Origin of the sequence: Rosistilla carotiformis (assembly GCF_007753095.1) — a bacterium.
GTDB classification, from domain to species: domain Bacteria; phylum Planctomycetota; class Planctomycetia; order Pirellulales; family Pirellulaceae; genus Rosistilla; species Rosistilla carotiformis.
Genome location: NZ_CP036348.1, coordinates 546,839 through 562,281, shown reverse-complemented (window position 1 = coordinate 562,281; position 15,443 = coordinate 546,839). Strand labels below are relative to the sequence as shown.

General features: G+C 59.3%; 10 protein-coding genes and 1 tRNA gene. 5 read left to right on the top strand and 6 right to left on the bottom strand.

What is annotated here, in order from left to right:
- Window positions 1-10: 10 nt before the first annotated feature.
- From Poly24_RS02050 to Poly24_RS02035, 4 genes are all read right to left on the bottom strand, one after another.
- On the bottom strand, window positions 11-1,186 hold the full coding sequence (locus Poly24_RS02050; RefSeq protein ID WP_145089762.1) for a glycosyltransferase family 4 protein: 1,176 nt from the start codon (window positions 1,184-1,186) through the stop codon (window positions 11-13).
- Window positions 1,187-1,315: 129 nt separating this feature from the next.
- Entirely contained in the window at window positions 1,316-2,455 is a 1,140-nt protein-coding gene (locus Poly24_RS02045) for a hypothetical protein (protein WP_145089759.1), read from the bottom strand.
- A 286-nt stretch (window positions 2,456-2,741) separates the two neighbouring features.
- Window positions 2,742-3,809: a M14 family metallopeptidase gene (locus tag Poly24_RS02040; protein ID WP_145089756.1), complete on the bottom strand. Its 1,068-nt coding sequence runs from the start codon at window positions 3,807-3,809 to the stop codon at window positions 2,742-2,744.
- Between the two features lie 11 nt (window positions 3,810-3,820).
- Window positions 3,821-6,130 (bottom strand): efflux RND transporter permease subunit, encoded by a 2,310-nt coding sequence (locus tag Poly24_RS02035; RefSeq protein WP_145089753.1) that lies wholly within the window; start codon window positions 6,128-6,130, stop codon window positions 3,821-3,823.
- Window positions 6,131-6,549: 419 nt separating this feature from the next.
- Between Poly24_RS02035 and Poly24_RS02030 the strand changes: the two genes are divergently transcribed.
- The 3 genes from Poly24_RS02030 (at window position 6,550) to ppk1 (ending at window position 10,821) form a co-directional block, all read left to right on the top strand.
- The gene (locus Poly24_RS02030; RefSeq protein ID WP_197452256.1) at window positions 6,550-8,250 is read left to right on the top strand and encodes a proteasome accessory factor PafA2 family protein; all 1,701 of its coding nucleotides are present in this window, start codon (window positions 6,550-6,552) and stop codon (window positions 8,248-8,250) included.
- Between the two features lie 42 nt (window positions 8,251-8,292).
- Window positions 8,293-8,375, top strand: a tRNA-Leu gene (locus Poly24_RS02025).
- 331 nt (window positions 8,376-8,706) lie between these two features.
- The gene (gene ppk1 / locus Poly24_RS02020; RefSeq protein ID WP_145089747.1) at window positions 8,707-10,821 is read left to right on the top strand and encodes a polyphosphate kinase 1; all 2,115 of its coding nucleotides are present in this window, start codon (window positions 8,707-8,709) and stop codon (window positions 10,819-10,821) included.
- 30 nt (window positions 10,822-10,851) lie between these two features.
- Here ppk1 and Poly24_RS02015 read toward each other — a convergent pair whose 3' ends face one another.
- Window positions 10,852-11,247 (bottom strand): hypothetical protein, encoded by a 396-nt coding sequence (locus Poly24_RS02015; RefSeq protein ID WP_145089744.1) that lies wholly within the window; start codon window positions 11,245-11,247, stop codon window positions 10,852-10,854.
- Window positions 11,248-11,620: 373 nt separating this feature from the next.
- On the opposite strand from Poly24_RS02015, the gene Poly24_RS02010 reads away from it, so the two are divergent.
- Together Poly24_RS02010 and Poly24_RS02005 are read left to right on the top strand one after the other, a co-directional pair.
- Window positions 11,621-12,532, top strand: coding sequence for a tetratricopeptide repeat protein (locus tag Poly24_RS02010; RefSeq protein ID WP_197452255.1), 912 nt, complete (start codon window positions 11,621-11,623; stop codon window positions 12,530-12,532).
- 195 nt (window positions 12,533-12,727) lie between these two features.
- On the top strand, window positions 12,728-12,973 hold the full coding sequence (locus Poly24_RS02005; RefSeq protein WP_145089739.1) for a hypothetical protein: 246 nt from the start codon (window positions 12,728-12,730) through the stop codon (window positions 12,971-12,973).
- A 164-nt stretch (window positions 12,974-13,137) separates the two neighbouring features.
- Here the strand turns inward: Poly24_RS02005 and Poly24_RS02000 are convergent, their stop codons facing one another.
- A complete protein-coding gene (locus Poly24_RS02000) occupies window positions 13,138-14,112 on the bottom strand; it encodes a phosphotransferase (protein ID WP_145089736.1) in 975 nt (324 codons plus the stop codon).
- Between the last annotated feature and the right edge of the window lie 1,331 nt (window positions 14,113-15,443).

Sequence of the window (15,443 nt, the reverse complement as noted above, 5' to 3'; positions counted from 1 at the left end):
CATTGCATCTTCAGCGATCGCCGCCAGCGGAATCTGCCAGGATCTGCTGATAAATTTCTCTCAAACGGCTTGTCATTGTTTCGTGTCGGAACGCGTCCGTAAACCGTGCCCGCCCCTGCCCTCCTAAATCCGCACGCATTTTTTTGTCACCAACCAGTTCCACGATTCGGTCGGCCAAGCGATCGATATCCCCCGCCGAAACCAGGAACCCCGTCTCGCCATCGATCACAACTTCCGGAGCGCCATCGATCGCGTAACTGATCACCGGCTTTCCAGCGATCAACGCTTGAGGCAACGCGCGGGCAAGCCCTTCGCGATACGAAGTGTGAACCAACAGATCCATCGCTCCCAAATATTCGGGGATATCTTCGGGCGGCACCAAACCGGTGAAGCAGAATCGATCCTCCAGTCCCGCCTGGCGAATCTGATCGGTCAGTTCGTCTCGCAAGATCCCATCGCCGATCAACAGGAACTTGACGTTTGCGTGAGTCTTCACCACGGTGGTCGCCGCCTGGATCAGATCGGCATGCCCCTTCAGATGAAACAGCCGAGCGATCTTGCCGACGACAACTTCATCGTCGCCGATCCCCAACCGCTGGCGAACGGCCAACCGATGCGTGTCGGCCCACAGAAACGGATCGACGTTCATCCCGCTGTAGACCGTCGTGCACTTTTCCGCCGCGACAACTTCCGCGTCGGTCAGCAACCGCGTCATCGCATCGGCGACTGAAATCAGGCGATGGCATTGCCGGGCCGCTCGCTTCTCGCAAGCCTTATAAAACCAGCGGACCGGCGGCGATTGGTAGGGATGGAACGGCGCACCGTGAACCGTATGCAGAATCGCCGGGACGCCCAGATCGTGCGCCGCCTGACGCCCCAGGATCCCACCTTTCGCGCTGTGCGTATGGACGACGTCGGGCTGAAAGTCGCGCAGGGTTTGGCGGATCGCGCGCAGCGCCTTCCAATCGCGAACCGGATCGATCGCGCGGACCAAGTCGGGCAGCACGATCACTTTCAAACCTTCCGCCCTCCCCTGCTGCAACAGATCTCCTTCGGGGCCAAGGCTGGGGCCGGTGATCAAGATCACATCGTCGCCATAGATCCGTTGCAGATCCAAGCAGTTGAAGAGCGTATTCTCCTGAGCACCGCCCACGATCATCCGAGTAATTACATGAGCGACACGCATCCGACAAATTCCTTTTCCAACAATCACCATCCGCAACCGAATTCGCCAACGATAATCCAACCGCTCGCCCCGCGAAACCAACCGCCCGCGAAATCAGCCCCCCTGCCCTACCCCGCGTTTGATCGCCTGCTACACGATCTCAAACGTTTGAGTTCCAAACGGCTTGCCGTTGATCTGTAGAGTCAAATGATGCGTTCCCGGATACAAGGTGTAAGTCGTCGCGTTGGCTCGCAACACATGACGCTTCCGAAGCGTTGTCGACTCCCCTTTGCGCAGCTGCAACTGCTTGAGTTTATGAACCTTGGGGGAGAGCTTTCCGTTGGCCTTGACGAAGTCGATGACAAAATCGACCAACAGCGACTCCTCGCGATCCGCGGTGATCACAAACGAAAACTCGACAGCTTCCCCCGGACGGATCTCGTCAGAAGCCAATTCAAACTGGCTGACCTTAATCTTGGGGTTGGCATGGAAACCGAGAAACTGCAGCGCGTCGGCATCTCCCTGCTTCACCAACGTCCGCAGCGCATGCCGATTCATCCAATCCAGCTCCGCCGGATCTTGAGCCCCCTGCCCTGCCCAACGCTGCAACCGCTGCAACACCTGATCCGGATGCGACTTGGCGATGTCGTTCAAATGATTGGCAACCGATCGCGTGACATAACGGGTCGGATCGGCGTGCAACGTATCCAACAACGGCAGCGGTTCCAGCAGATCGATCGTCAACCGCTTCGACCATGGCAACTTGGGACGCGTCCCTTCGCTGACCAATCGACGAACGTGATAGTTCTTGTCGGTCGACCATTTTATTAGCTCCCCCATCGTCGCTTCGGGATGCTCGTTGATAAACGTGCGGATCGCATCCTCCATCGAAAACCGCTGCGTTAGCTGCTTCAAGGTCTTCAGCGACAGCGGCAGATGCTTTTTCGAAGTTCCGTTGCGAACCACAAACTCTCCAAACGGAGCGAAGATGAAATCGCCAAAGTCATCGTCGGTCTTTGTCGGATCCAACGGCGGCGGCAGCGCGTCGACCAGATGTTTTACCGCCGCACGATAATCGTTCGCCAAATGTTGTTCCAACATCTCGGCGATATGTGTGATCCGTTGCTTTAGCTCCAGCGACTTCAGCGACCGCATCGTATCGCGGACAAATCCCGACGCGTCGAAGCGATCGTCGGCGGCATGCAACAGCCCCGCCAGATATTCGACGCGATCTCGATTGAACAGATGATCCTTCAGACTAAAACCGGTACCGGTTTGCTCCTTCGCCATCGCCTTGCGATTCCTTTCTGTGATGAATAGATTTTTCGAGCGCATCGCTGGAGTCGAGGCTTTAGCCGACGCGAGTTCGACCTCATCGCTGGAGTCGAGGCTTCAGCCGATGCGAGTTCGACCTCATCGCTGGAGTCGAGGCTTTAGCCGATGCGAGTTCGACCTCATCGGTTCGGCTAAAGCCTACCACTCCAACAACTATGCTTGTTCGGCTAAAGCCTCGACTCCAACAACCATGCTCGTTCGGCTGAAGCCTCGACTCCAACGCTCGTGTCGGCTAGAGCCTTTAACTCCAGCGCGATGCTTGATCGACGATCGAGAGCGAGGTGTCGAGGACGCGTCGTCGCCATGCGGCCGATCGAGGACAAAAGCATTCTAACAATTCCGCCTTGGCGCGACGCTGCGCCTCGGTATCGCGAGGCCCTTGAAAATGGAAACGGTTCTCGCGACGGAGCGCCGCCAGGACGCGCAACGGTCCGTACGTCCCGAACTCGGCGAGTGCAAATCGATACGGTCGATCGCTGAATCGATCGACGAACCACTGACCCATCCCGCCGCGGACCGTATAAGCGGTTCGCTGGTGCGTCGCTTCGAATTCGAGCGAACGATCCGGGAACCCATCGATAAAAGCCGACGCCGGTGCCGCGTCGCTGACGACCGGCATCAACTGGCACTCCGCAAATCGCCCCAGTCCGCTGTGCAGATCGATATGAACAACCGACGGCGCGTCGCCGATCCAACGGGCGCAGTAGTCGCGGATCACGTCCATCGACGCGGCGGGCTGTGAGCCTCCAAAAAACAAGCCGCTTGGATATTCGTATTGCCCGCCGGCGACAGCGGACTTGAGCGTGGGCATCCCGTGACGCGCGATCAACGCCATCGCTTGCATCTGAAACGGCAACTCCCATCGCGTCGCTGGCGAAGCGGGATTCAAAAACCGGTCGAGTGTCGCGTATCCGGCGGGCGATCCTTTATATGTCTGCGGATCGATTAGAAAATTGCGGTTCAGATCGATGTTCGCTTCATCGAAACGACGCAGCTGATCAAAGCCAAACGGATTGATCGCGTGAATCAAGACGAAACGCAAACCACGATCGGGCGGTTGGCGGCGGAATCGATCCAACATCGCCAACTGAACCGCCGATCCAAAGAAGCCTTCGACTCCATGCACGCCCGACGAGACAACAACCGCTGGCGCATCGGCGGGGCCAAGCGTGGCGACGTCGATCGTCCGGCCGCCCTCCCCTGCCCCGATGACCTGATACGCATCGCACTTGGCCCCGATCGCATCAGCTGCGATTCGGAAGCGTTCCCGCGCTTGCAGATACGACGATGAAAAGTAGTCTTCGGCCATCGCAAGCTCTCTTAACGGGAATTGGCCCCATCGACGATGCGAATCATAAATGGAAGCAGCGTCAGGTTGGCGATGCTGCTGACGACCAAGGTGATGCTGACCAGTACGCCAAACGTCGCCGTCGGAATGAAAGGACTGGTCGCCAACGTGGAGAACCCGATCGTCAACGACAGCGTCGCCAAGATCACCGCGATGCCAACGGTTTGATAGACGCTGGCGATCGATCGCTGCACGCCGTGACCGATTCGATGCCGACGGTACGCACACAGAAAATGAATCGATCCATCGATCGAGATCCCAATCGAAACCGCCGCGATCATCGCGGTCCCCAGATTCACCGGCGTCCCCCAATAGCCCAACAACGCCAGGACGCCGAGAATCGGCAGCATGTTCGGCAGCATTCCACAAACGGCCAACTTCAGCGACCTGGCGACGATCCACAACATCCCGAACACGCCCAGCGACGCGACGCCGAAACAGATCCACTGATCGGCGACCAGCCCCGAGACGAGCCCCGTCAACAACACGTAATACCCCGTCACCTGCGGCTCGACCGCCGGCCGTTCCTCTTCAAACAACGCTTTCCAACGATCCGAAGCGGTATGCTCGCCAACGGTCTGCCGAACGCTGGCGATCAATTGCTGCTTCGTTTCCGCCGGCACCTGCTCGCTGCTGCGGATCATCATACGCAACATCGCCGGCTTGCCATCGGTCGACGGTCCAGCGACCAAGGCATCGATGAAATATGGCATCGACGCGCGCATGCCAGCGATCCGCAGCGACGGCGGCGCGATCGCAAGCAGCGGCGAAGAACTGGCCGCGGCGTCGGCGTCGGCGATACTAAAGACTTTGCTCAACCGAGTATCGGGCTGGTCGCCGATCGCACGCAGCCGATCTTCCAACTCGCGCACGCTGGCCAGGTATTCGCTGGAAAGGAGATCGGGAGCCGGCAACAAAACATCCCACACCCCCGCTCCGCCAAGATCCGATTCAACGATGCGGTAATCGATCGCAAGCGGATGGTCGGCGCGAAAGTTTCGAATGAAATTGGTCTCGATCGTCAGCCGCCCTAGCCCCAACGAGATCCCGATCGCCAGAAGGACAATCGCTGCGATCGCAATCCTCCGATGCAGCGTCAGCCAATGGTAACCGGCATACATCGCGTGCCGCACGCGGCGGTTGGTCTGCCGCGGACGCGAGCCTCCGCCAGCCGGTCCGATCGAGGCCAAGCCGGGCACAAACAAAACGATCGCGACCAACACGACCAACGCTCCGATCGCCATCATCCATCCGAAATCGCGAATCGGCCCCACGTCGGATACCGACAACGCGGCGAAGCCGACCGCATCGGTCAGACAAGCCCAAGCGATCGGCCGCAGCACACCGCGCAGCCCCAACACGGTCGCTTCGCGCCCCGACCTTCCACGCAGCCGCGCATTGCGGTCGGCCACCGCAAGATGAATGATCGACGCCACGGCGATCACGGTCACCACGGCGGTCAACATCGAACTGACAAGTGTTAACTGAAGACCGACTAAGGCGACCAAGGCTCTGGTGCAAACGACTGACCAACAGATCACAACCACTTGCACAAACACCCACCGCAGCGAGCGGAACATCACAAACATGGCAACCGACAACAGCGACAGCGTCACGAATCCCAAACGCCGACCATCGGCTTGGACCATCGAAAAACCTTCGCTCACCAAAACCGGCTCGCCGACCAGACTCGCCGGCTGGTGCTCGGCGGGTAGCGTCGCCGCGATTTCGCGAAGCCCAGCCACCGCGGTATCTTGGCCATCGACCGTCGTGCGCTGCGGGTCCAACATCACGACCAGTGCGGCATAGTCGCCATCGTCGGAGTGCGTGTAGCCGGCAAACAGCTCGCGAAACGCGGTGGCCAATTGATCATCGGCCAGGATTTGCGGAGCGGAATCGGCAGCGAAGAACAACGCGGCCGGACGCATCTTGGTCAGGGCAGTATCGACTTTGGCGAGACTCAACACACTCGCCACCCCCGGCAGCGCTTCGATCCGCTGCGTCAACTCCCGCTGCAACTTCAGCCCTGCCCCACCCCGATCGAACAGATCGGCGTTGGGATAGGTCAACATCGCGACCTCGTTACCGCCGAAGGTCTCTTTTAATTGTTGATAGGCCTGCGCCGCCGGATCGGCTTCGGGAAACATCCGCTCGATCCGCCGATCGAACTGCAACCGTTGATCGATCGACCAAGCCAGCGCAAAAACTGCAACCGCAATCGCAAGCAACAGATAGCGATTGGAGACGAGCAAGCGGGGGATGTCGGGCGCGCGGGAGATCATACTTTAAAGGGTATCGAGCGCCCCAGATGTCAGCAATGCGATCGGCCCCAATCGCCGAAGCGATCGATGGCACCGCGGCGCGACGCGAGTCAACGGGCAAGGTGAAGCGAAAAACGATTTTGCAGAAAATGGAAATTTGCGTTTTTGCCAATCGATTTGTCGCTGTACTTGGCAAGCCAATCCTCGTTACAATTGAGTTCGACGAGCACGCGTCCTCACGAGTCTACCCCACGGGAACGATTAACCGATGAAAACACAGACACCCGTCGAACGTGCCACCCTCCCCACGGCCTCCCCTCCTCCGTCGGCAAGCGAAGGGGCGTTGCAGGATGTAGCCCAAAAGATTGTCTGCGACGCCCATCGATCCCCTCGCGAGTACATTCGCCGTGCAAACACACAGCAACAAGGCGAATAGCGCCGTGGCAAGCCGGTTGCTGCGCCGACACATCGGGCTGGAAACCGAATACGCCACGGTCGTTCAAACGCCCGCCGACCAAGAACATCCGCCATCGCGACGCGAAGTTTACGACGCGGTCTGCAAGAGCCTGACGCAATCGGTTCCGACGGCCAAGGCGCGGTTCGATGATTGCCGATTGTTCCTCGCAACCGGCGGTGCGATCTCGCTGGAATCGTGCTTCGATTGGATGGACCAACCGGGCGGCTTGATCGAAGGAGCGACTCCCGAATGCAGCAGCCCACGCAATCTGCTGGTCTGCCAACGCGCTCAAGACCGATTGTTCGCCGACGCGGTCGCGGGGTGCGATCTCCCCGCTTCGGTCTGCCTGCTGAAGAACTCCCGCGATGCCGAAGACCATGTCTACGGATGCCAAGAGAATTATTCGGCCGACGTCGCCAGCGGCCCGATGCTGTGGGCCTACCGCGCCGGGATCTTGATGCTGATCCCGATGTACATGCTGTACGTCGCGATCTGCCTGACGCTGACCTTCTTAGGCGTTTCGCTGCTGGTCTCGCTGAAGAGTGCCGGCGCGATCGTTCGCGGACGTCGCCCCTGCCTCGAAAGCCTGTTGGACATTCCCAACTGGTGCATCCGCGCCGCCGCGGGACTGCTGCGAATCGTTCACGCCCCGCTGACGTGCCTGCTGTGGTTGGTCGCCCGCTTCACCGCCTTCCGCCAACAACGCCAAGGGCTCACCCCGTTCCTGATCTCGCGGACGATACTCTGCGGTACGGGACACTTGAATGCCCGCGGCAAGTTCTCGCTCTCGGGCAAAGCCGCCGCGATCAACAGCATGGTCGGGATGGGAGGCTACCTGAACGAACGGCCGATCTATGTCTTCGGTCACTGGTTGCAGACGATGTGCAGCGAATCGATCATCTCGCCCCGCTGCCTGCTGGAACTGCTGGGTCGACGCCAGCGACTGCAGATCGGATTGGCCGATTCAAACGTCGCCGATGCCGCGGAGTATTTAAAAGTTGGCGCGACAAGCCTCGTCCTGGACATGATCGAAGCGGGCTACGCCAAGGGGCTGCCCAAGCTGAAAAAACCGCTCGAGGCGTTGCAACAGATCGCCAGCGACTGGAGCCTGATTGCTCGCGTGGCGACTAACAGCGGCCCGATGACGGCGCTGGAAATCCAGCAAGCCTACCTGCACCGCTGTCGCCAATTTGTCTTCGACAGCGAAGAGCCGGCCAGCTCCGAAGCTTGGGACATCCTCGAACTCTGGGAACAGATGCTCGACGCAGCCGGGCAGATCCGCGAACTGCCAGTCGATTACGAACCCTCGCTGGCCAAGATCGACTGGGCTTCCAAAAAGTGGCTGATCGATCAGATGGGGAGCGATGCCAGCCTGGCGTCGCGGAAAAAGGTCGACCTGCGGTACCACGAACTCTCCCCCAACGGATATTACCACCGTTTAACGGGAGCGGTTCCCTGCTGTTCGATCGTCGATCTGGACGAGATTTCCAGCGCGATGCGGATGCCTCCCAAAGACACGCCGGCGTCGCGCCGAGGCAATTTGATCCGCGAATTTGCTGGTTCCGAGACCGCCATCTCCGCCTCGTGGTCGCATGTGATCATCGGCAGTGGCAAGAGCCGCAGGACGTTTGCGGTCAAACCGCCCCGACGCCCCGCTCCTTTGACGAAACGCGACCGGCATTGACGCCAGCCGAAGTTTGAGTAATCTTTTGGATTCTTATCCAATGCGGATGTGGTGGAACGGCAGACACGCTAGCTTGAGGGGCTAGTGCCTTCACGGGCGTGCGGGTTCAAATCCCGCCATCCGCACTCATTTCTTTTCTGGCTTTCGACGAAGGCCCTGGGGCAGCAGCGTTCGTTCAGGCTCGCCCCCGCGACGCGGAAGAATCGACGGCAACGGATCTCTTCCTCGCAATCTCGCATCTCGTGACGACAGCAAACAAACGAGTCAATCGGGATCAAAAATCGGTCCTCTGCAATGATGAAATCTTGCCAGGGGTGATCGTATCATCGATTCGACAACGCTAGAGTTTATTAGGGTTGGGGCAATGGCAAGCTGCGATTGATCCGACCGGGCTGGGCCCCTACCCTGCCCCAACATGCTTACTGAATCCGATCTCGTTCATTCCCCTGATGCGCCGTGAATAAACCGGAACCGTTGCCCGAAGACCGCTTCTTCAATCGCGAACTCAGTTGGCTGGAGTTTAACCAACGGGTGTTGGATCACGCCGACGATGAAAATAATCCCGCCCTGGAGCGGCTGAAATTCCTGGCGATCACTAGTTCCAACCTGGACGAGTTTTTTATGGTCCGCGTCGGCGGGCTGATCCTGCAAAGCCGCCGCCCCGAATCGTTCACCGACCCGTCGGGGCTGAGCACCGCGGAACAGTTGTCTGCGATCCGCACACGCTATCGCAAGATGGTCGACGATCAATACCGGATCCTGTTGGAAGATATCGAACCAACCCTGCTGGCTCACGGCATCGCGCGGGTCACGATGGACGATGCGGGAGAACAACATCAAAAGACAGCCCGCTCGGTATTCCAAACGCTGATCCAACCGGTCCTCTCCCCGCAAATCGTCAGCAGCGGCGAATTCCCGCTGGTCCAAGTGCTGAGCATCCAGCTGTGCGTTCGACTGAAAGGCCTGACCGAAGAGACGCCTTGGGACTACGCGATCATTCCGCTGGGCCGAGCCGTGGGACGCGTGGTCACGCTGCCAACCGAAGGGGGCTACGCCTACGCCCTGCTGGAAGATGTCGTCACGCACCACATCGACGAGTTCTTCAACGGGCGCGAAGTCGCCGAATGCATCGCGTTTCGCGTCACTCGCAACGCCGACATCGCGATCCAAGAGGACTCCGCTCGCGACCTGATGGTTGGAATGGAAGAACTGCTGGAGAGTCGCCGCACCTCGGGCTGCGTTCGTCTAGAAATCGACGAGCGCGTGAGCGAAGAGATGCTGCAGTTCTTGAGCGACAAGATGGATCTGTGCGATCAAAACATCACGTCGATGCGCGGCCCGCTGGACCTGACCTACCTGTTCCAACTGGCTGGGCTGAAAGGATTTTCGGCGCTCCGCGATCCGCACTGGGCTCCGCAACATTCCCCCGAGATCGATCCCGCCGAATCGATGTTCGACAACATCGCCCAACGCGACCTGTTGCTGCTGCACCCCTACGAACAATTTGACCCCGTCGTCCGGTTGATCCAAGAGGCGGCGGAGGATCCCGACGTGCTGGCGATCAAACAGGTGCTGTACCGAACCAGCCGCAACAGCCCGATCGTCGCGGCGTTGATGCGAGCGGCGGAGCGTGGCAAATACGTCACCGCAATCGTCGAACTGAAGGCCCGTTTCGATGAAGCCCGCAACATCGAATGGGCTCGCGAAATGGAAGCCTCCGGCGTGCAAGTCGTCTACGGCGTCCGCGGCCTCAAAACGCACGCCAAGATCTGCATCGTCGTCCGCCGCGAAACGCAAGGCATCGCCCGCTACGTTCACTTCGGCACGGGAAACTACAACGAAGCAACAGCCGCGCTCTACGGCGACGTCAGCATGATGACCTGCAACGAAGAATTTGGCGCCGACGCGACCAACTTCTTCAATTCAGTGATCGGTGCCAGCCAGCCGCAACAGTTCCATCAATTGTCGATGGCCCCGACCAGCTTGCGAACGCGCGTCTTATCGCTGATCGAAAACGAAACCCGCCGCCGCGCCCAAGGTCAACGCGCGGTGATCGTGGCGAAGATGAACGCGCTGGTCGACAACACGATCATCGATGCCCTCTATCGCGCCAGCCAAGCGGGCGTGAAGATCAAACTGAACATCCGCGGCATCTGCTGCCTCAAGCCAGGCGTCCCGGGGCTCAGCGAAAACATCGAGGTCACCAGCATCATCGATCGCTTCCTCGAACACGCGCGAATCGCCTACTTCCACCACGGCGGCGACGAAGCGGTCTTCATCAGCAGCGCCGACTGGATGCCTCGCAACCTCGACCGCCGCGTCGAACTGTTTGTCCCGGTGCAAGATACCGCCTGCCGGCAAAAGCTGTTACAGTCGCTGGACACCTATTTCCAGGACAATGTCAACGCCTGGCAACTGGGACCCGACGGCGTCTACACGCGAAAAACGCCGACCAAAGGCAAGCGTTTCCGGGCTCAAGAAGTCCTATACAACACGGTCGTTGCCGAAGTGAAAAAGGCGGAACACGTGCGGCGGACACACTTCGAAACGCACCAAGCCGAACCGAAGTAGTTCCAGAACCGCCCAAACGATGGTCGCGGATTAGGCCAGGCCGTCGCGGACCGTTTTCAGCATCGCCGCGAAGACGAGTTCGTTTTGATCGAAGTCGCGGTTTTCCGCCTGCATCTGCACCAACAGCACGTCGTCCTGATACTGCATCGCCAGCAGCCGTGAGGTGATCACTAGGCTTTTGCAATAGAACTGCATCTCCACCCCCACCTCCTCCGGAAACGCTCCGTCGGCGGCGTAGACCTCCGACTCCACCTCATCGTATTCGGCGTCCATCGCCAGACACGCTTGCTTGAGAATGTTTTCGTGGTCGTTGCGTCCCCCAAACCGGTTCAACGAGAAAAACATCCCCGTGGGGCTCTCGACGACATAACCCTCGCTGTCGCCATCTTCGACCGGCCCGGTTAATTCCCAATTGTCGGGGTACATCAACTCAGTACCCAAGAGGTCACATTTTTTCGGCACTTTTTCTAGCTCGCCTTCTATCGCAGTGGCAGACCATCGGTCTGGATGTCGTTATTGCTCGGGTACGCCTCAATCGCGCAACCTAAATACTTGAGAACACAATCAAGCGTTCATATTAGCTCAGTCGGCCTCGAATCGTAACGGTGACAACCGCTGCAAATCAAACCGCTTTGCTAGCAGCAGCTTCTCGCGCGAGCGGATCGATGATCCACCTTGATCCCCCTAGCCTCGCTTTGTTATGAACCCCAATGATTCCCACTGCGCGACGCGTGCGGTCCAGCAACCTCTCGAACCATCGCCCCGCGAATCCCGACACTTATCCAGACGGCACATGCGGTTGAAAACGGCCATCCTCCTGATCTTCCTCTGCCTGGGGCTCGCTCCAGGTTGTCGAGCGATCCGCCGCACGGTCGACAGCCGGCAATCGATCGAAGCTCGGCGGATGTCGCGCGAAGGTCTCGCCGCAATCCACCAAAATCGCTGGGAGGAAGCGGAAAAGCTGTTTGAAGCGGCACTGGAACTGAGTCATTCCGACGACCGCGCCTACTGGGGCTACAGCGAAGTCCTGTGGCAGAAGGGGCAGCACGCCGAAGCGATCAGTCACCTGGAACAGGCAGTCCGCCTGTCGGCCGGTGCGCCGGAACTGCGCGTTCGACTCGGCAACATGTACCTGGAAGAAGATCGCGTCGACGACGCGGCAACCCAAGTTGCACATGTGCTCGAATCGACTCGCGACATGGCGACCGCCTGGGCACTGCATGGCGATATTCTCGTCCGCCAAGAGAAACTGGAAGCCGCTTTGGCCTCCTATCACCGCGCGATCTCTCTCGACCGCCAATCCCCGCAAGTCCGGCTAGCGATCGCCGACATCTACAGCCGGCAACAGCGGCACGATCGCCTGCTGGCGACAGTCGACCAATTGGAAGAATCGACTATCCCAACCGAACAAGCGGCACAACTGGAAATGATGCGAGGGATTGCGATGCGGGAACTGGGACATCCCGATAGCGGGGCCCAACACCTGCAACGAGCGATTGCGTTGGGAATGAGCGGGCGGGAGGTCTATCACGAATTGGCCAAGACGGAGCTTGCCAGTCGCCGATTCGCTGCGGCGAGCCACGCGATCCGCAACGCCCTGCAACTGGCTCCCGACGACGCCGAAAGCCTCTCGCTGGCACAGAACATCCAACAAGCTCAAGCCCGACTGGCCGCCGATACCGCCACCGACGACCTGACGCAGGAGCGTTGATACGCACGAACCACCGCGGCTGATCTGCGGGCAAAACCGCCGCTAATTTTGCCTGGTCTACAATCGTGAGGTATTGTTCCTTGTGTTCTTGTGTGACCGTCCCTCAGAACGCTGCCGAAGCCCCTGCGGCCGAGGCACGCTTATTGCGTTTTGGACGGCAGAACCAGATTGCTCGTTACAATCGAAAGGGGCCCCATGCAGTCAACGACCCTCAGCCCTCCGGCAGAACCAACCAACACCTTTGTCGACCGACGCAGCGCACCGAACCCCAATGCTTCGGTTTCCGAACGTCGTCAGTTCGTCAGCTCGCACGACGGCCTGTCGGACGAAGCCAAAGAATTGGCGCTGGCGATCGACAGCTACAAACTGCAGCATCGCCGCCGCTACATCACCTTTGAAGAGATGCTCTCGGTCGTCAAAGGCCTCGGCTACTCGCGATAGCTCGCGTCCCACGCGCGCTCTCGCACCCGGGCGGTTTCGAACCGCCCTCCCCTGCCCCGAACTCCAGTTGCGGCGACACCGCGCATTCACGTTCGTCATGCCGCGTCGCAGGACGTGGAGATTTTGGCAGCAGAAAATGTGGAAGCCTTGAATGCGGCAGGCGATCAGCGATTGCCCAGTTGTTGGATGACCGACTGCGTAATGCGATCGCTGTAGGCGTTCAGCTTCCAATGGTCCGGAGACCAGCCCGCAAGAAAACGGTAAAAATCGGCCCAGGCGAACCGGTACAACGCACGCCATTCGCGTTCCAGTTCCGCGACGTCTACTTCGATGTGGCGGCCGGCGATGGCATTCCGTAACGCATCGAAATAGACATTCAGGAACGCAGCCTCCTGGGAGGCCGCGTCGTCTGCGCTCAAGCAACTGCTGACCAGATAGGCGACGTCCTTCATGCCGCAGCCGCGACCGACGTATTGAAAGTCCACCGCAGCAACGCGGCCACTGTCTCTGTCAGAAAAGCAGAAGTTCGCAACTTTGGCATCCCCGTGAACCAACGTCTGGAACCTTGCAGCATTTAAACGGCGATCGATCTCCGGTGCCGACGACTTTAAAGGGCCGGTCGGCAAGGCGGCGAGTTCGTCGGGGCGTGTGTCCAAGTGCCAGTAGGTGCCAATTGGCCACAAGCCGCTCGCCGAGCTTCCCAGGAACGTAGCGTGGAAGTTTGCCAGCCAAGTCAGACAGGCGCGGAGACCATGCAGGTCGAGATCGTTTTTGCGGCGATCGAAACCTTGAGCGTCGAGATCGATGAGCACAATCACCCAGCCGGCTTCGTTTGCTTTCTGGTGAGCTGCAACAAGGCCGGGGACCTGGCAGGATGGTCCGCATTGCCCCGAGTACTTCTCGTAGAACACCTGCTCGACTCCGTAGGAACGGACTTTCCGCAAGTGCGACGCGTCACCTCCCCAGCCTCGACGGTTAGAGCGTGCCCTAGAGACATCGATGTGTTTGATGACCACGGGAGTTGGCTCGCCCGATCCGTCGTCCTGGAGCCCTCGCAAGAGAGCACGCTGAATCACACCGTAGCCACTCCAGAGGCTCTGGATCGGTTCACCAAGCTGAACGGATTGTGCGCCGGTCATTCGCCGAACGATGTCGGAGAGCGTGTCTACCACGTTTCAAAAATCTTCGCGTTGCAATGAGGTCGCGTGACGGTCTTCCAACGTTCCAACTTCGCTGCAGTCTTTCATCGGAAGCAACAAACATGACTCCCTACGAGGAAGCGCGAGGCAGCCGAACGCCGAGCCCACTGTACCGAACTTTTCGTCCCGGATCGACCGATATCGCTTCGAGACGCTATCGACAGCTACCAGCCGATCGCCGCTACGCTGTCTGCCGCTCCCATCGCTGTTGGAACGTGGCACGAAGTGCGGGGAGGAAGAAGGGGACACGCAAAAAATGTTGCCCAGCACCTTTGAAGAGTTGCTCTCGGCCGCCAAAGGCCTGTCAGTTATACGTAAGTCATGGTGAGTTATCGCGACCGAACACTTGCCAGGCCAGTGGGAAGTCTTTCGTTCGTCGCAGACCGTTCCACATCGTATTTATCCGAGTCAGGGCCGCAGGCTCGACCGTTTGCATAGCCCAGGCCATCGGCCTGGGTTCTAGCGGCGATGATTGACATGGTTGGGCTGTAGGCCCGGTCGATTGTCACCACCCCACCCGGGGCGTTGCCCCTTCACCCGTTGTGAAATGAAACCGGGCACCGTCGACTGATACCCAGCCCTGCAGGCTCGGCTATGCAAATTGCTGGACCTTCGGCCCGCGCCAGGCGTGCCAGGAACGTGGCTGTCCCTTTCGCCTCCCTTTCGCCCCTTGCTTTCGCCGTTGCCTGCGACTTGCGTATAACTGACAGCGTCAAAGGCCCTCGGCGACTCGCGACAGCGCGCGCCCAACCGCTCCCCACCTCCAGCCGCTTTCAAACCGCCCTGCCCTGCCCCAAGCTCCAGTCGCGACGCCGCCCGTTCACATTCGTTGTGCAGCGTCGCAGGATGAGGAGATTTTGGCAGAATGATTTGTGGCACGAGGCGAAGTCTATCGACTTTGAATCAACCGTGACATAGAGACTCGCCACGCGCAATCTTTGTTCTACGAATCAGCCGAACCGCCGAACGAGCGGAGTGTGCGACCTGTCGCATCTGGTGTCGATGCACCATAACGGGTGCAAAACAAAACTTCGGCAGAATGATGGGGGCAGAATAATCCATCCCACGAAGCGACGTGCATTTGCGCTGCGACTTCCGCAACGAACAACTCTCGCTCCCCGCATTTTTTTTCATTCTGCGCCAATCATTCTGCCTGCGTTCCCAGAACCAACGAGAGGATTCGCAGAACGATGGCTCGGGGCGCCGCGGCGTCCACGTGGTAGTGCGATTTGCGTTAATTCTCAAAGCGCGAACCCGCCCTGCCCTGCTCT